Genomic DNA, 18439 nt, shown 5'->3' on the forward strand with positions numbered 1-18439 from the left:
AAGTCTAAATATTATCAGGGTGAAAAAGTTAAAAAATATATAAGCCTACTCGATCTAATAAACACTGGACTATAATAATTAAAACAATTCTAACTAAATGATGAGCTATAAGCGATCAACATGAAAGCAAGATTCAAGCTCATATTGATATTAGGTTAAAACATAATTGGGAAAGATCGCACTATAAAATTTAACTTAATCGACAAACAAGAAATTAGCGTGAGCTGCGTGTTTCATCATACATAAGTTGAGTATAACTTAGAGTATTTTTTGTATCATAATTATTTTCAAGCAATAGTTAAGATAGTTGATAAAATAGCAAAAACATGGGTTTTGTAGGTTTTCGTGGTTGATAATATAGCGAGCTATTTTTGTAAAATCTTATATCTTTGTAAAGAAAATGAGGAAAAAACGAAATACTATACCAAGTATTATATCAACCTTCAAACAATATTAAAATTTCACTCAATTATGCGACTTGTTTTGTAGTGTATGTATCCCAAGCAAGTAGCAATAGGATGAGATGAACAGTTATATCAAGGGTAACACCCTCACTTAAAGTTGACAATAATGTGAGTAAATTAAACATGAATCAAATCAGTAACGATTCCCAACATAAACAAATCTCTGCGCCCATAAATCTCAAAGTAAACAAAGAAACTTATAGCGGCCAAAGATGGCTAGTAGAAGAACGAGATGCTTGTGGGGTAGGTTTCATTGCTCATCCATCAGGAAAAAAGAGTCATGAAATTATGATGAAAGCTTTACCTGCTCTAACCTGCTTAGAACATCGTGGTGGGTGTAGTGCTGACCAAGACTCAGGAGATGGAGCAGGTTTAATGAGTCAAATTCCGTGGAAATTATTATCTGAAAATTTGGAGTTAGATCCTGAACGCTGTGGGGTCGCAATGATATTTTTACCCCAAACAGAAGAGAAGGCAGCACAGGCACGTCAAATAATTGAAAAAGTAATTACTAAAGAAGGTTTAACAGTAGTTGCTTGGAGAGTTGTACCAGTCAGATCAGAAGTATTAGGACCACAAGCACGAGCAAATCAACCACAGATTGAACAGCTCATTGTAGTTTCAGAAACATTGCAAGGAGATGATTTAGAACGATCGCTCTACTTAATACGTCGTAATATTGGTTGTGCTTTAGAAGCAGAGGATTTTATTTGGGGAGTAGATGCTTATATTTGTTCTTTCTCCAGTCGCACTATTGTATACAAAGGAATGGTGCGTTCAGCTGTTCTGGGAGAGTTTTACACAGACCTGCAAAACCCAGCTTACGAGAGCGCCTTTGCAGTTTACCACCGACGCTTCAGCACAAATACAATGCCTCGATGGCCTCTGGCTCAACCCATGCGTTTGCTTGGTCACAATGGAGAAATTAATACTCTGTTGGGAAATATTAACTGGATGAAAGCTCGGGAGTCTAGTCTAAGCTCATCGACTTGGGGAGCGCGGTTAAATGAATTAACACCCTTTGTAAATGCTGAAAGTAGTGATTCGGCAAATCTAGACAACGTGATGGAATTAATTGTACGTTCCGGGCGTTCGCCAATGGAAACATTGATGATCATGGTGCCGGAAGCATACAGGAATCAGCCGGATCTAGTAGATTATCCAGAAATTGTTGATTTTTATGAATATTACAGTGGTTTGCAGGAAGCTTGGGATGGTCCGGCATTATTGGTGTTTAGTGATGGCAAACAGGTAGGAGCAGCTCTAGACCGGAATGGTTTGCGACCAGCGCGTTATTGTATTACAAATAACGATCTAATCATTGTGGCATCTGAAGCAGGAGTTGTAGAAATACCGGAGGCAGAAATAGTCGAAAAAGGTCGCCTCGGACCGGGACAAATGATTGCTGTAGATTTAGCCACTAATGAAGTTCTGAAAAATTGGGAGATTAAAAAACGTATTAGTAAGCAGTTTCCTTTGGGAGAATGGTTACAACAAAGAAAGCAGATAACAAAGCAACCTTTTGTTACTAATACTAAGTTGGATTCACAAATTTTGCTGAGGTCACAAACAGCTTTTGGCTATAGTTTAGAAGACCTAGAAATGGTAATTTCTGATATGGCAAATCTAGGGAAAGAACCAACATTTTGTATGGGAGATGACATTCCTCTGGCAGTACTTTCTCAAAAGCCTCATTTGCTGTATGACTATTTCAAGCAAAGGTTTGCTCAAGTGACAAATCCTCCTATAGATCCTCTCCGGGAAGGTATGGTAATGTCACTAAATATGTTGCTAGGTAAGCGGGGTAACTTATTAGAAATTAGCCCAGAAAATGCACGGTTATTAAAGATAGAATCACCACTATTAAATGAAGCAGAATTAAGGGAAGTTTACGAGTCAGAATTTGCTACAGAAACTCTATCTACTATATTTACTATAGCTAATGGACCGGAAGGATTACAAACAGCAGTAAATAATTTGTGCGAACAAGCAGCAACAGCAGTTAAAAATGGTCAGGAAATTATTATTTTATCTGACAAAATGGAGGGAGGAATTAGTGCGGAGTTTGCTTATATTCCTCCTTTAGTAGCTGTGGGTGCAGTTCACCATCATTTGATTAAAGAAAAGTTACGAATGAAGGTATCTTTGGTGGTAGAAACAGCTCAATGTTGGAGTACCCATCATTTTGCTTGTTTGATTGGTTATGGAGCTAGTGCAGTTCATCCTTATTTAGCATTAGAATCAGTGCGTTCTTGGTGGTCGAACTCAACAGTTCAAAAACAAATGGAACGGGGTAAGATTGCACAAATTACTATCGAAGAAGCTCAAAAAAATTATCGCAAAGCAATAGAAGCGGGACTGTTAAAAATTCTCTCTAAAATGGGAATTTCTTTGTTGTCTTCTTATCAGGGTGCACAGATTTTTGAGGCCATCGGTATCGGTGGAGATTTGTTGGAACTTGCTTTCCGAGGAACTACTTCTCGGGTAGGTGGTTTAACAGTAGCAGAGTTAGCACAAGAGATGATCGCTTTCCACAGTCGAGCGTTCCCAGAATTGAATATTAAGAAGTTGGAGAATTATGGGTTTGTGCAATATCGCCCCACAGGGGAATATCACATGAATAGTCCGGAGATGGCGAAAGCACTCCATAAAGCGGTTGATACTTTTAATAATGCTAATGGCAATGGTAAACAGCAAGAAACATCCGGGTACGACCACTATGAAGTTTACCGAAAATATTTGCAAGGGCGACCTATAACTGCTTTACGGGATTTGTTGGATTTTAATAGCGATCGCTCTCCCATCCCTGTAGAAGAAGTGGAACCCGTAGCAGAAATAATGAAACGTTTCTGTACTGGTGGAATGTCTCTGGGATCGCTGTCACGGGAAGCTCATGAGACTTTGGCGATCGCTATGAACCGGATAGGAGGTAAGTCTAATTCTGGCGAAGGTGGAGAAGACCCCACAAGGTTTAAGGTATTGGATGATGTTAATGGTCAAGGTTTGTCTACCTTGTTACCTCATCTCAAGGGATTACAAAATGGTGACACCGCTTCTTCTGCAATTAAACAGGTTGCTTCTGGTCGGTTTGGCGTGACTCCAGAATATCTGATGAATGCCAAACAGATAGAAATTAAAGTTGCTCAGGGTGCAAAACCAGGTGAAGGCGGTCAGTTACCTGGTAAAAAGGTAAGTAACTACATTGCCACACTCCGTCGTTCTAAAGCAGGAGTTACCTTGATTTCACCCCCTCCTCACCACGATATTTACTCCATTGAGGACTTGGCACAATTGATTTTTGACCTCCACCAAATTAATCCTAATGCTGGTGTGTCGGTGAAATTGGTGGCAGAAATTGGTATTGGTACGATCGCTGCTGGTGTAGCAAAAGCAAATGCTGACGTGATTCAAATTTCTGGTCACGATGGTGGTACAGGTGCTTCCCCCTTAAGTTCAATCAAACACGCAGGTAGTCCTTGGGAGTTGGGTTTGAGTGAGGTGCATCGGGTGTTGATGGACAATCAGTTACGCGACCGGGTAACTCTCAGGGTTGATGGGGGTCTGAAGACTGGTTGGGATGTACTCATGGCTGCCTTAATGGGAGCAGAAGAATTTGGTTTTGGGTCTATTGCTATGATTGCTGAAGGTTGTATCATGGCACGAATTTGTCATACTAATAGTTGCCCAGTGGGTGTGGCAACTCAGCAGGAAAAGTTGCGTAAGAAATTTACTGGGGTGCCAGAAAACGTAGTCAATTTCTTCTGGTTTATTGCTGAGGAAGTACGGAGTATTTTGGCAAAATTAGGTTATCGTTCTCTGAGTGAAGTTATGGGTCGTGCTGACTTGCTGAAAACACGGGAAAATGTACAGTTAACGAAAACAGCAGCTTTAAATTTAGATTGTTTGCTCAAGTTGCCAGATACTCGCAGTGACCGGGGTTGGTTGAACCATGGAACTGTTCACAGCAATGGCTCTGTTTTAGATGACGTGCTACTGGATGACCGAGAAATTCAAGCTGTAATTCGCAACCAGGGAACTGTTACCAAGACAATAGAATTAGTCAATACCGACCGTACAGTTGGAGCAAGGTTGGCAGGAGCGATCGCTAGTCGTTATGGTAATACTGGTTTTGAAGGGCAGATTAATCTGATGTTTAATGGCAGTGCTGGTCAGAGTTTTGGCGCTTTCAACTTGCCAGGAATGATTTTAACATTACGAGGTGAAGCGAATGATTATGTTGGTAAGGGAATGCACGGTGGGGAGATTATTATTAAGCCACCTGCCAAAACTGGTTACGACCCGGCAAGAAATGTAATTATTGGCAATACTTGTTTGTATGGTGCTACTGGTGGAATTTTGTTTGCCAATGGTCAAGCAGGGGAACGTTTTGCTGTCCGGAATTCCATGGGTAAGGCAGTTATTGAAGGTGCTGGCGACCATGCTTGTGAATATATGACTGGTGGTGTTATTGTTTGTTTGGGTAAGACAGGTCGGAATGTCGGCGCTGGTATGACAGGGGGAATTGCTTATTTCTTGGATGAGGATGGTGATTTTCCTGCGAGGGTGAATAATGAAATCGTTTCTATTCAGCGTGTTTGTACGCCAGAAGGTGAGGCGCAGTTGCAGGATTTGATTTCATTGCACGTTGATCGGACTGGAAGTGAGAAGGCGAAAATTATTTTGGCGAGTTGGTCTGAGTATTTGCCGAAGTTTTATCAAGTAGTGCCTCCTTCGGAAGCGGGTACACCACAAGCAAGTGTTGATGCTGAGGAGAAGGTTGTTGTGAAGGTTTAGGATAGTCAAGTTCAAACTGAAGGTTCGGTATTGAATAATTGTAGGGGCGATGAATAAGCGATCGCCTCTTTTTTGATTGGGACAAAGTACAAAATATTGTGGAATATTCCCAAAAGATACCAGAAAATTTCAGAAATGTTTGGGGAAAACTAGAGAAATCTAATAATTGGACAAAATAGAAAGAGCGATCGCTATTCATTTTACTGAATAATTGTAAATATTAAAAATAATAATGAGTGAGGTTGGCCAGAAAAGAAACTCTTATTTCAGGAATTTTCTGGGACAAGGGACGAAATATTAGGGAGCGATACGGATCATTATCGCTTAAGCGATCGCTTTTTGGCTAAAATTGGGAAGACTGGAAAAGGTAGGTATTGGGAGAAAAGTGGCAAATGCAAGGAACAGAGAAAGAATATATGGAAGCTCGGCAGCAACGAAGTAAGATATTAAAAAAGATAATGTCCCTAGTTGGGTGTGTATCCTTTGGGGGTACTGCTTTGTTTGGGATAGCAAATATGTTTAAAAGTGCTTTTCAGGAATCTCCACAGGTAGAGACGGCACCAGTTGTGTCGGTAGAGGAGCAGTTGCAGAAAAGAGCGCGGGGATATGAGAGTGTGTTGGAGCGGGAACCTGAAAATGTGACTGCTTTGGAGGGGTTGGTGAAAGTAAGGTTGGAGATGGGAGATAGGAAAGGGGCGATCGCTCCTCTGGAAAAGTTGGTGGGGTTGTATCCTGAGAGGGAAGATTATAAAGTGGTGTTGGAGCAGGTGAGGTTGGAGGTTGGAAAAAATAATTAATAGTATCAATTTTCTGAGATTTAGTCAGTTATTTTTAGGATAATTTCATTTTTTTGCAGGTAGATAGGGTTGTTGGTAGTTCATTGGGATCGGTTTGTTGAGATTGCGGGATTATGATAGAAGTTTGTTTGGTGGGGAGCGATCGTTAAAGCAACCGAAAAACGTAAAAAATTATCAGAAGTAAAATTTAGCAATTAAATCATTTTAAGATTGCCATGAAAAAAATAGTAATTCTAGACACTTGGACAAATAATACTAACTTAGGGAATAAAATTATTTGTGAAGCTGTAGATCAAGCATTGAGGGAAGTATTTCCTCATGATTTTTTTTATAGAGTACCTGCTTTAGAATATCTTCGCGCAGGAAGAATAAAGATTAAAGATGCAGATTATGTATTTTTAGCAGGAACTAACTTACTTAGTTCAAATATGGAAAAAACTAGCCATTGGTGCGTTCATCCAGAGGAAGACTTTTGGATGAATAAAGTAATACTTATGGGATTGGGTTGGTGGCAATATCAGTCAATAGAACCTAATATGTATACTCGTTCTCTTTTAAATAAAGTTCTCAATCTAGAGTATTGCCATTCCTTTAGAGATTCTTACACGAATAAAAAAATGCAGGATTTAGGCTTTAAAGGACTAAATACTGGATGTCCTACTATGTGGAAATTAACTGAAAAACATTGCAGTCTAATTCCTAAAAAAAAGTCTAATAATGTTTTACTTACTTTTACAGAGTATAATCAAAATCCTAAATACGATCGAGTTCTTTTTGAAATATTAGAAAGAAATTACTCCACGATTTATTTTTGGCCTCAGATGTATTTTGATTACTCTTATGCCAAACAAATTTGTGAAAGCAAAAAATTTGTGTTCGTCGATCCTTCCTTAGAAGCATTGGATGAACTATTAAGGAATCAAGATGTAGATTATGTGGGAACAAGACTTCATGCTGGCATCCGAGCTTTACAACATCAGCGACGCTCTATAATTGTGGCTATCGATAATCGTTGTCTGGAAATGGGTAGGGATTTTAACCTCCCATTTATCAAAAGAGAAGAAATAGAAGAAAATCTAGATATAAAAATCAATAAAGAGTGGAAAACTTCAGTAAAAATAGATACAAATGCTATTGAAAGATGGAAACAACAGTTTGATAGTTCGATTAATCCTGAAAACGATAGGAAACCCAAAAAGGTAGTTTCGAGTATCAAAAATTTCAATCAAGTTGCTTTTAATACGCCAATTTACGATAACGCAGATTTAGTTCTGGTGAGGCAAGCACTACAACAGCTCAATCAAAAAAATGATAACCAAGCATTAACCTTGTTGCAAGAAGCAATTATTTCTGGTCAAGACTCGCCAGGAATCTACTATGGTAAAGCTGTTGCCCTAGCAAGACTAGGGCGTACCAATGAAGCTGTTAACTGCCTGAATCATCTGTTAGCGGTTACTCCGGGGCATAAAAAGGGTAATTTCCTGCTAAAAGAACTGAGACCAGGGTCTGTTGGAGAGTTGATGGAAAAAGCGAATCAAGCTCTTGATAATAATCAAATTGACCGTGCATTTAATCTGTTAATCCAGGCAAAATCTCTGAAGCAACCCGTAGTAGGACTAGATTATTTAAGAGCTATCTGTTTTATAAAGATGAATCGGATTTCGGATGCTTTCCAGGCTTTACTTGAGGAACTAAGACACTTTCCTAACAATATTGAGGCTAAGAATTTGAAAGCTCAAATTCAAACTCAATATCCGACGGTGGCTGTAGTTGATGCTAAAGTTGACGATCCAGAATTTCGAGATTTGCTTGAGAGTATTCGCCCTTATACAATGTTAAGCGAAGCTCGTCTATATTCTCTTTTCTCTCTAGTAAAGCGCGTTTGTTTGGAAAATATTCCTGGGAATATAGTTGAATGTGGTGTTGCTGCTGGTGGGTCTACAGCACTTATGGCTACAGTGATTCAACGCTACAGCAAACAACCACGTTGGTTATACGCTTTTGATTCTTTTGAAGGAATGCCAGTCCCAACTGCAGCGGATAAAGCGGGTGGGATTCCGGCTGATTTAACAGGTTGGGGAACTGGTACTTGTGCTGCACCGGAAGCTAGTACCAGAGAAATATGTTCTAAGTTAGGAGTTGAAAATATCGTCCGAACTGTTAAAGGCTATTTTGAGGATACTTTACCCAAAATGCGGAATTTAGTCGGTGCGATCGCTCTTTTGCACATGGATGGAGATTGGTACGAATCGACAAAAGCAATCTTGGAGAATTTATACGATCGCGTTTCTAATGACGGTATAATCCAGGTAGATGATTATGGTCACTGGGAAGGTTGTAGTCAAGCTGTCCAGGAATTTGAAGCGACTAGAAAGCTGAAGTTCGATATTAATCAAATTGACTATACAGGGGTTTGGTTTTCTAATCCTAACAAGTTTCCTATAAATCCAGTATTCGATACTTCTCTAGTCAGGGAGTTTGCTGAAGACGATCCGGTAGCATACGGGATTAACAGTCAAATGTCCTCTAATGAAAGATTCCAACTCTACTATGTTTTGCGCCAACTACTGCCAATTTCCCAGTCTCCCTTAAGGTTTGTTGAAATTGGCTCTTTTGCTGGAAGTTCTCTATTTTTAACCTGTCGAGCTTTAAGAAGAATAAGTTCTGAATTACAAGGATTTGCCATTGAACCTGGATTACAACCCCAGTTTGCTCAAATACTTCAAGATTTTAAAAGCGATGTTACCCACTTAAGAATGTTCTCCGGTAAAGCTACATCTCAACTGGAGGGGGTATTTGCAGAAGATGGAAATCAGCCTGTATTTATTTTTGTAGATGGAGATCATACTTACGAAGGTGTACGAGAGGATATTATTAACTATTTTCCTATCCTGGCTCCTGGTGGTGTTATGATGTTCCATGATTATTTACCTCCCCTAGATAGGGAAAACCAAGATGCAATCTTTTTTCATCATGGAGGCAAAGAACCTGGTATTAGGCAAGCTTGCCAAGAATTAATGGAAGATACTTATGGTTGTGAAGTATTGGATATTCCTTTGTTGTATCCAACCGATCCAACCCAAACTCAGGCTTTTCTTCCTATTATTCCAGGGGTATTTTCAACAATTAAGGTATATCGTAAATCATCTAACTAGATTACAACCAGCAATGATTAAAATTCTCCATATAATTCACGGACTGTATCAGGGTGGCTCGGGTCGTGCCTTGATAGCAATAGCTAAGTATTCTGCAAAACAAGGTGATTTTCAACATCGCATTGTATCTTTAGCTCCAGCTAGTCCTGATGCAATAGAAATGGCTCAAGGGCTAGGAATGAATGTAGTAAATGCAGCAGATAAAAACATTGTACTGACAGAAATAGAAAAGGCTGATATAGTACATTATCATTTTTGGAATAATCCTGGTAATTATGAATTTCTTCAGTTAGAACTGCCACCGATGCGCTTGTTGATTTGGTTTCATGTAGCAGGTGATAAACCTCCGCAAATTATTACAAAGGAGTTAATTGATTATTCAGATTTTGCCCTAGCTTGCAGTCCTTATACTTATGAACATCAAGTATTTCAGAGCTTAACAGATCGAGTAAAGTTAAATAAAACAGGTATGGTTTATGGAGCTACGGACTTTGAGAGGGTGTATGGTGTCAATCCGAAAGCTCACGAAACCTTTAATGTTGGATACATAGGTCATGTTAATTTATCGAAAATGCACCCAAATTATATTGCTATGTCAGCGGCAATTAATGTACCTAACGTTAAATTTATTTTGTGCGGAGGTGGCAATGTTGGCTATTTGCAAAAACAGGCTATGCAGCTTGGTGGAGGTGACAGATTTGAATTTCGGGGATTTGTTGAAGATATTAAGTCGGTGCTGGAAATCTTGGATGTTTATGGCTACCCGCTGCGGGAAGATACTTATGCTGCATCGGAGTTAAATTTACAGGAAGCGATGTATGCTGGAGTGCCACCAGTTGTGTTTCCCTACGGCGGTGTTAAACGGTTAGTTGTTAACAACTACACAGGTTTGATTGTAGGTAGCGAATTAGAGTACAGTCGGGCTGTTGAATATTTGTATCATCATCCCGAAGAGCGGGCAAGACTGGGAAGAAATGCTAGGGAGTATGCTCAACAGATTTTTGGTGCAGAAAATGCTGCGAAGGAACTTAATCCTATTTATGAAAAGCTAATGAATTGGCCTAAGCAGACTAGAGAATGGGGGATTCCGAGAAGTTCGAGTTTACTTGATGAAGTGATTTTGTTAGAAGATGTACTGGGAAAACCGGAGCTGTTTGCGGCTGCTAAATTATTTGTGCGATCGCTGGGAAATACATCTCCAGAATTTAGTGTTAGTTTAAATTCGGAAAACATACAACAGCTATTTCAAGCAGAGAATAAAATTGCTAATTCGTCAATTCTTCTGGGTATGGGAGAAGGGGGAATACTGCAATACCGAGACTATTATCAAAATGATGGTTATTTGAGATTATGGTCGGGGTTAGCATTGCAGCAACAAGGTAGAAATGATCGCGCTGCCTCGGAGTTTGCGTCTGCAATTAATTTAGGTTGCAATCATTGGCGTGTAGCTTGGTATTTAGCAAAAGCGGCAACCCAAATAGACAATTTTGCTGTGGCAAAGCAAGCTTTGTTTATTGTGTTGGAAGCTGTACCCCAATGGGAACCTGCTCAAAAGTTACTAAAAAGTTTGGAATCTGTTTTGGAAAAAACTGACATAGTAGAAAAGCTAGGTTTGAGAGATATTAATTTGATAATTTTTCCAGATTGGACTCAACCGGAAGATGATCTTTTCCCAGAGTTGGCTAAAGTAATAAAAGCGATCGCCACTCACCCAGACAAAGGTCAGATGTGTCTTTTGATAGACAATAGCAATGTTTCTGATGAAGATGCGGATATGGCTTTATCTAGCATAACTATGAGTCTGCTGATGGAGGAAGATTTAGAGGTTGAAGATGGGCCGGAAATTTCTGTGATAGGAGAGTTAAGTCAAACGCAGTGGCTATCTTTGATAAATCGTCTCGATGCTAAAATTACACTGGAATATGAAAACCTAGAGATAATTAAACAAGTTGGTGTAGAAGGTATCCAAGAGTTAGAAGTTGAGAATCTCAAACGATTGAGAGCAGTTAAGTTAGAAAATGGTACTTGGGAACTATTTACGCTTAGTGATATTAATCTTATCGTTTTCCCAGATTGGTTACAACCTGAAGAGACGGTGGGATTAGAATTACAAGAGGTAATTAAAAGTCTGGTGACTCATCCAGATAGAAGTAAGATGACTCTATTAATAGATAACAGTAATATTTCTGCTGAAGATGCAGATTTAATTTTATCTAGCGTAGTAATGAATTTGTTAATGGAGTCAGAATTAGAGGTAGATGAAGGACCGGAAATTGTTTTGGTTGGGGAGTTGAGTCAAATACAATGGTCTGCTTTAATTGCTCAGTTGCAAGGTCGGATTAAATTGGAGAATGAGAATGGGGAAGCAAAAGTTCAAGTCAAAGCAGATAGCATTCCATCGATAGCGGTGGATAGCTTAAAAGAAAAGTGGGATTGGATTGATTTATCATCAAAACATATTATTCCTAAGCAAGATAACTTTGAAAAACAACCGATTAACCAAATTAAATCTGAATCATTAACAGAGAAAGATGAAGCTGAAAAGATTTTAAGTGAGTTAGAAATTTTAGAAAAAGGAACGATTGAAAGTGGTCAACCTCTAGGTTTTTTTAGACAAATAGGAGATGTAGAAAGTTACTACGAACATACGGAAAAATAGGAACTGAAACTTTATATATTACTAAATCTCCTTACTGTAGTTCTTTGTATCCTCCTAGTAAGTCCTATAGCGATCGCTTTATTGGAAATTCCCAACTCATAGAATTAGTATCCACAGAAGAGATTCAAACAACAACTTTAGATGATTTTTGTTATTCTGAGGGAATCAGTGAAATTGATTTTATACAGATTGATACTCAAGGAGCAGAACTCAAAATTTTAGAAGGTGCTAAGGAAATTTTAAAAAGCTTTCTGTTACTAAAAGTAGAGGTAGAATTTACGAGTATCTATGACAATCAACCTTTATTTGGGGATGTTGACTTATATCTGAGGAAAAGTGGGTTTACCTTCTTAGATTTTGAAACTTTGCATCGAGATTCCCGTCTTAGAGGTCCCACAGTTTCTCAACAGCATCCCGGTCAATTGCTGTGGACAGATGCTTTTTACTTTCAGGATTTGATTCAAAAGTCATCCGATGAGGAGTCGTTTAATAACACTCCAGAGAAGTTATTAAAGTTAGCTTGTATTGCCGATATACTAAGTTTTTATGACGTGGCAATGGAAACCCTAGAGTGGTTAACTTGGAAATATGGCGATAATCCTAAGTACAATTTTGCCAACAACATAGCAGAGGTTTTATCTCAATCCCCTGATGTGGTTAAGCAAGAAGTGGGTGCTTTACCAGCGATGGAAAGAATCAAAGGTTATCTTGATAGTAAATATTTTTTAAATAACCCAGTAGTTAAAGAAGATGAGTTATATTCAAATTTAAAATTAAGAAAATTGAATCTGATAATTTTTCCAGACTGGTCGCAAACAGAAGAAACAGTGGGATTAGAATTACAAGCAGTAATTAAAAATCTGGTGAATCATCCAGATAGAAGTAAGATGACTCTATTAATAGATAACAGCAATATTTCTGCTGAAGATGCAGATTTAATTTTATCTAGCGTGGTGATGAACTTGTTAATGGAGTCAGAATTAGAGGTAGATGAGGGACCAGAAATTTTTTTAGTTGGGGAGTTGAGTCAAATACAATGGTCAGCTTTAATTCCTCAACTGCAAGGTTGGATTAAATTGGAAAATGAGAATGGGGAGGCGATCGCTCAGGTTAAAGCAGATAATATTCCCCTAATTGAATTATCAAATTTCTCAGATAAAACCTCAAATAAAATTGATTGATGACTAGATTTTTTCACGACCAATTTGCCAAACAATATTTAGAAGAATTACTATCAACTATTGGAGAAGTTAAAGCACCCCGTGAAGTTCGAGGAGAAACACGACAAATAGATGTTTGGTTTTTACCTAGATCGCAACTTCAAGGAAACCTAGAAGCACTTGGATTATTGGGGCGTTTTGCTACAATACCAGCTCTATTTGAACCATTCCGCAATCCAGCAACGCCGGATGAAATTATTAATTGTATGCTTAAGTTGTGGGAAGTTCGTGGAGAATTACAACGTGAAGCTAAACGTAAGCAGACTCAACTAAGGTCGGCAGATTATCCCAAGTTGTGGATACTAACCCCTACAGCTTCCCAAACAATATTAAGTGGATTTGGTGCTATTTCAGATGAACAAAACTGGTTGCCAGGAATCTATTTTATGGCTGACTATTTAAGGACAGCAATAGTAGTAATTCATCAGTTACCTTGTACCCCAGAAACTCTCTGGCTGAGAATTTTGGGTAGAGGAAGAGTTCAATCAACAGCAATTGATGAATTAGAAGCATTGCCAGCGGATAATTTGTTTCGTTCAAATGCGCTATTGTTATTAGCAGATTTGCTAAGTAATATAGAAGTAAATCAAAATTTAGAATCAGAAGATAGGGAGTTAATTATGCGATTATCACCACTTTTTTCACAAAGATTAGAAGAGGCTACAAAACAAGGTATGCAACAAGGTATGCAACAAGGTATGCAACAAGGTATGCGAGAAGAACGCCGAGAACAAATAGAAAATATTCTCAAAGTTCGTTTTGGTACAATAGATAACCAACTAGAGGCAATAATTGAGCCATCACTTTCTCTTTTACCTGCTGAGTTAGTACCTTTGTTATTGCAATTATCTCGTGATGAATTGTTAGCTAGATTTGTTGGGCAAAATGGTACTCAAAATTGAGTAGTTTAATCCTGAACTTGAGGAAGAAAAACCAAGCTACACAATTTGAAATATTGCTTTTACCTTATTCGTGGTTGACTAGCAGTTACAACCTGTTCTACAGTCAACTCTAGTTCTGGGAAAGTAGGGGAAATAATCCGATCCTTTCCCCGAAATACTTGACTCTGATATTCACCATCAATAAGTTGATAAACAAAAACTGTGGGCACTTTAGAACGACCCAAATAAGACCGAGAAGCGATCGCTAGATAATCAACTATCCAATATTCGGAAATCTCCAAATGCTTGTACTCGTCAAATTTGTCAACATAGTCATCCTCCCAGTTAGTTGACGTTACCTCCACTGCTAACCTCAAATGTTTCCGAAACCCCTGGTATGTGTAAAGATATCTATCCCAAATCTCCCCATCCACTACAGAAAAGTCGGGAATTCGCCCTTGTTCTTGCCCTTCTTTTGTTACAGTTTTTACCAATGCAGTGCGTGTCACTACTAAATCCAAATTTAGCCGTTCGATTTCGCGGTCAATATTTCTCTGGATTAAATTCGCAACGTTTTCATGGGCACCAATGGGTCGCATTTCTCTGATTTCTCCATCCACAAGTTCGTAAATAACCCCATCTTCTGGGTATTGGTCGATAAATTGGTCAAAAGTTAGTCTAGTTTTTGTTGTATTCATATCTGTTACTTGTTGCAAAACAAAGCAAGTCTAATAAATCGCTCTTAGCAGCAGAAGTTCTGTTGAGTTTCAGCAATTGTCAAGGCTACAATTTTTTGTTGTAGACTCAGCAATAATTCTTGATTTAAGTTTTCATAATTTTCTGATTTTAAAATTTAAATTATTCCTTTTTTTGTTAGTTTTTCTCCTGTATAAATTTCTGTTTATTACAGCGCTTTTCATGCTTAGTAGAGCACAATTTTAGCCTAGCCAAGATTGGAATTTGCAGCCCTCATTTTACCCCGCCACTGCGCCACCTAGACTTTTGTGGTTTACTCATCTTTTTTTTCTTATCATATCATGTAATTTCTCTAAAAATCATGTTATCTTTAATGTAATTAAAGTCAACAAAATAATGTTAGGTAGAGATTTCTTTCATAAAGAAGTTAAAAATGCTTTAATCAAAGATGGATAGTCAATCACCCATGACCCATGATCTATTAGTTTGGGTAGTGTAGATATGTCTATAATTAATTTGATTTTTTATTACTGGAGATGTCTATTAAAAAAGTAGTAAGTAGTAGAGGTAAATTATTATGAGTGAATCTCAAACTTTAACGATTCAACTGCCAAAAGAAGATGGTAAACGCCTAGAAGCAGAAGCGAAAAGGCTAGAGGTTTCTGTGGAGGATTTGGCTACTATTATGCTCTGCCAAAATATCGCTCAATTAAAGCCTACTCGCACTATTTCCGAAGTGTTATTCCGCTTGCGAGAGTTAACTAAAGATATGCCACAGATAGATCCAGTTGAATTAGTAAGTCTCGGTCGAGAAGAATTAGAAAACAGAGGTATTTTTTAAGTAATGAGCGTTGTTTTGGATGCTAATTTTATTGTTGCAGCAATTACACCTAATCCTTTGAGAGAGGCAGCAGAAAAAAAGTTAGAAGCTTGGGAAAATCAGGAAACGGATTTACCAGAAGAAGGACGAGAGTTTGAAAGCCATGTCTTTTTAAAGCACGGATGAAAAACGTTTCATGTCGCTCCGCGAAACGGCGACTTCAGTCGCCAGCAAAAAACAGTCAAAAAGGTTGTCATTTTTTATTCTTTAATGTTCTAATATTAACATGGAGGTGATAAAGATGTATGGATGCCAACAAGAGTTAATTAAAAGTCCCGAAAATCTCTCTTTTTTAGAATACTTATGTACGACGGCGAATAACCTAATTAATTGTAGTATTTATTTAGCCCGACAATGGTATTTTAAATTGGGGTATATTACGGGCAAATACAACTTAGAAAAGCAGTTAAAGTCCAATATAAATTATAAGTTTTTACATTCTCAGGCAGCACAGCAAACTCTGAGAGGAGTAGCAGAGGCATTTAAGTCTTATAAAGAGCTATCTAATAAATACAATAAAGGGGAATTAGCAGATAGGCCTCAACTGCCTAAGTATCGCAAAAAAGGAGGAATGGGAGTAATAACTTATCCCAAACAAGCTTTAAAACTAGAAAAAGGTAAGGTAAGAGTACCTTTAGGAAAAAAGGTTAAAGCCCTTTTTAAGATTGATGCTTTTTTCCTAAACTTTCCAAGTAATCTTGAGTTTAAAGAAATCAAAGAGATTAGGATTTTACCTCGTAATGGTTGCTTTTATGTTGAATGGGTTTATGAATTAAAAGCTGATAAACCTCAGCTAGATAAAGGTAAAGTTTTAGGTATTGACCACGGAGTTGATAATTGGCTAAGTTGTGTCTCCAATGTTAGTACAAGCTTCATAATTGATGGCAAACATCTCAAGTCAAAAAACCAATGGTACAACAAACAAGTAGCTAACATTAAAGAAGGTCAACCTCAAGGTTTCTGGTCAAAAAAATTGGCTCGTATAACTGAAAAACGCAACAGGCAAATGCGCGATGCTGTTAACAAAGCAGCAAGATTAGTTATTAATCATTGCTTAGAATATGGCATTGGTCGCATAGTGTTTGGTTGGAATAAAGGACAAAAAAATAACATTGATATTGGAACCAAAAACAACCAGAAATTCGTACAAATCCCCACGGCAAAACTTAAAGAACGGATTAATCAGTTATGTGGATTGTACGGCATAGAGTTGATTGAAACTGAGGAATCCTACACATCACAAGCATCGTTTTTAGATGATGATTTCCTGCCAACAATCGGTGAAAAACCCAAAAGCTGGAACGCGTCAGGTAAGCGAATTAAACGAGGACTATATCAAACTCTTTATGGTTTATTAATTAATGCCGATATTAATGGCGCGGCAAATATTCTCAAAAAAGTAGCAACAACTTTAGGATTTTCCCTTGAAGGAGTTGGTAGAGGTACTTTGACTATGCCTTTAAGAGTTCGCTTTTGGACTGCTTAAGAATTCCCGTGTCTTTAGACCGGGGAGAAGTCAAACGCTCCTGAGTTAGCGCGTTATGAAATTGCCAATGCTTTAACTCGCTCTGTTAGTGCCGGCATTTTAGCGCAAGAAAGTTTAGAACAATTCTGCAATGAAATTGCTTTTTTGCCTATTATTTATCATCCTCTTACCAGCAAAGAAGCTCGCATAGTGGAAATAGCTCTATCTTTGTCGCGTCGGAGTGCCTATGATGCGGCATATTTGGCTTTAGCATAAAATCTAAAGGCTGAGTTATGGACGTTAGATGGTCCACTGTATAGAAACGCCATAGGACGGGGTTTTAACGTGCGACTTTTGGATCGATCTTAGTTATGTCTCGTTATTCCTTAATGCCCGTGACGTTTTTGATGCCACTGCCAGGCATGGGCAATAATTTCATTAAGTTGTGAATATTTGGGAGACCAACCCAAAACTTTTCTGGCTTTCTCATTACTGCCTACTAATACAGGTGGGTCTCCCGGGCGTCGATTTTTCTCTAATACTTTAATATTGCGCCCTGTTACCAGTTTGGCAGTTTCTATAACCTCCCTGACAGAAAAGCCTTTACCATTTCCTAAATTGAATACTGTACTATTACCACCGTTGAGCAAATATTCTAATCCTAAAACATGAGCGTCAGCTAAATCTGAAACGTGAATATAATCCCGCACGCAAGTGCCGTCTTCTGTCGGGTAATCAGTTCCCAAAATAGAAATAGTATCTCTTTTACCTAAAGCAGCAAACAATACCAAGGGTATAAGATGAACTTCTGGATGATGATCTTCACCTATTAATCCACTAGGATCGGCACCAGCGGCATTAAAATAGCGAAAACAAACAGAATTTAAGCTATATGCGCGGTCGAAATCTCCTAGAATTTGCTCCACCATCAATTTGCTCGCACCATAGGGATTAATTGGTTGTTGCGGGTGTCCTTCGGGAATAGGAGTTATTTTTGACACACCGTAAGTTGCTCCAGTGGAAGAAAAGACGATTTTTTTGACATCAGCAGCTAACATTGCCTCTAATAATGTCAAAGTTCCGATAACATTATTGCGATAATATTTCTGGGGATTAGCTACCGACTCTGCCACAAATAAATAAGCTGCAAAGTGCATCACTGCATCAATTTTATGGGTAGCAAAAACTCTGTCTAGTAAAGAGCGATCGCTAATATCACCTACAATTGTTTTTACCTTTAAAACATTTTCAACTAGATCCCGATGACCGTAAACTAGGTTGTCAAAAATTATTGGATTGTAACCAGCTTGTTTGAGGGCAAGTACAGCGTGGGAACCGATATATCCTGCCCCACCAGTCACGAGAATAGTTCTATCTGTCTGTGATATCATGCTTAGAGAATTAAGTTTAATTAAATTTGTAGTGCAA

The 18439-nt window shown here is 38.3% G+C and carries 11 protein-coding genes; 9 read left to right on the plus strand and 2 right to left on the minus strand.

What is annotated here, in order from left to right; genetic code table 11:
• The first annotated feature begins 587 nt into the window (after positions 1–587).
• The 6 genes from gltB (at position 588) to F6K06_RS19110 (ending at position 13991) form a co-directional block, all read left to right on the plus strand.
• Positions 588–5258: a glutamate synthase large subunit gene (gene gltB, locus F6K06_RS19085; protein ID WP_287242761.1), complete on the plus strand. Its 4671-nt coding sequence runs from the start codon at positions 588–590 to the stop codon at positions 5256–5258.
• Positions 5259–5632: 374 nt separating this feature from the next.
• Entirely contained in the window at positions 5633–6055 is a 423-nt protein-coding gene (locus F6K06_RS19090; RefSeq protein ID WP_287308952.1) for a M48 family metallopeptidase, read from the plus strand.
• A gap of 215 nt (positions 6056–6270) precedes the next feature.
• Positions 6271–9210 (plus strand): TylF/MycF/NovP-related O-methyltransferase, encoded by a 2940-nt coding sequence (locus tag F6K06_RS19095; RefSeq protein WP_287242764.1) that lies wholly within the window; start codon positions 6271–6273, stop codon positions 9208–9210.
• A 13-nt stretch (positions 9211–9223) separates the two neighbouring features.
• A complete protein-coding gene (locus tag F6K06_RS19100; protein WP_287242766.1) occupies positions 9224–11869 on the plus strand; it encodes a glycosyltransferase family 4 protein in 2646 nt (881 codons plus the stop codon).
• Positions 11870–11913: 44 nt separating this feature from the next.
• Positions 11914–13050 carry an FkbM family methyltransferase gene (locus F6K06_RS19105; protein WP_287242767.1) on the plus strand — a complete coding sequence of 379 codons (1137 nt, stop codon included), beginning with the start codon at positions 11914–11916 and terminating at the stop codon, positions 13048–13050.
• Positions 13050–13991, plus strand: a complete 942-nt coding sequence (locus tag F6K06_RS19110; protein WP_287242768.1) for a hypothetical protein — start codon at positions 13050–13052, stop codon at positions 13989–13991. Before F6K06_RS19105 ends, F6K06_RS19110 begins: the two co-directional genes overlap by 1 nt.
• Positions 13992–14050: 59 nt before the next feature.
• Here F6K06_RS19110 and F6K06_RS19115 read toward each other — a convergent pair whose 3' ends face one another.
• The gene (locus F6K06_RS19115; RefSeq protein ID WP_287242769.1) at positions 14051–14668 is read right to left on the minus strand and encodes a Uma2 family endonuclease; all 618 of its coding nucleotides are present in this window, start codon (positions 14666–14668) and stop codon (positions 14051–14053) included.
• Positions 14669–15243: 575 nt separating this feature from the next.
• Here F6K06_RS19115 and F6K06_RS19120 point away from each other — a divergent pair.
• From F6K06_RS19120 to F6K06_RS19130, 3 genes are all read left to right on the plus strand, one after another.
• On the plus strand, positions 15244–15507 hold the full coding sequence (locus F6K06_RS19120) for a hypothetical protein (RefSeq protein ID WP_287242772.1): 264 nt from the start codon (positions 15244–15246) through the stop codon (positions 15505–15507).
• A gap of 3 nt (positions 15508–15510) precedes the next feature.
• Positions 15511–15672 (plus strand): hypothetical protein, encoded by a 162-nt coding sequence (locus F6K06_RS19125; RefSeq protein ID WP_287242773.1) that lies wholly within the window; start codon positions 15511–15513, stop codon positions 15670–15672.
• Between the two features lie 115 nt (positions 15673–15787).
• Positions 15788–17032 (plus strand): transposase, encoded by a 1245-nt coding sequence (locus tag F6K06_RS19130; protein ID WP_287242775.1) that lies wholly within the window; start codon positions 15788–15790, stop codon positions 17030–17032.
• 365 nt (positions 17033–17397) lie between these two features.
• Here F6K06_RS19130 and galE read toward each other — a convergent pair whose 3' ends face one another.
• Positions 17398–18402: a UDP-glucose 4-epimerase GalE gene (gene galE / locus F6K06_RS19135; protein WP_287242777.1), complete on the minus strand. Its 1005-nt coding sequence runs from the start codon at positions 18400–18402 to the stop codon at positions 17398–17400.
• Between the last annotated feature and the right edge of the window lie 37 nt (positions 18403–18439).

Source organism: Okeania sp. SIO1H4, from assembly GCF_010672695.1.
Taxonomy (GTDB): Bacteria; Cyanobacteriota; Cyanobacteriia; order Cyanobacteriales; family Microcoleaceae; genus Okeania; species Okeania hirsuta.

Coding starts and splice junctions, on each gene's coding strand:
- gltB (WP_287242761.1), top strand. CDS start 588: ATGAATCAAATCAGTAACGATTCCCAACATAAACAAATCTCTGCGCCC.
- F6K06_RS19095 (WP_287242764.1), top strand. CDS start 6,271: ATGAAAAAAATAGTAATTCTAGACACTTGGACAAATAATACTAACTTA.
- F6K06_RS19100 (WP_287242766.1), top strand. CDS start 9,224: ATGATTAAAATTCTCCATATAATTCACGGACTGTATCAGGGTGGCTCG.
- F6K06_RS19110 (WP_287242768.1), top strand. CDS start 13,050: ATGACTAGATTTTTTCACGACCAATTTGCCAAACAATATTTAGAAGAA.
- F6K06_RS19115 (WP_287242769.1), bottom strand. CDS start 14,668: ATGAATACAACAAAAACTAGACTAACTTTTGACCAATTTATCGACCAA.
- F6K06_RS19120 (WP_287242772.1), top strand. CDS start 15,244: ATGAGTGAATCTCAAACTTTAACGATTCAACTGCCAAAAGAAGATGGT.
- F6K06_RS19125 (WP_287242773.1), top strand. CDS start 15,511: ATGAGCGTTGTTTTGGATGCTAATTTTATTGTTGCAGCAATTACACCT.
- F6K06_RS19130 (WP_287242775.1), top strand. CDS start 15,788: ATGTATGGATGCCAACAAGAGTTAATTAAAAGTCCCGAAAATCTCTCT.
- galE (WP_287242777.1), bottom strand. CDS start 18,402: ATGATATCACAGACAGATAGAACTATTCTCGTGACTGGTGGGGCAGGA.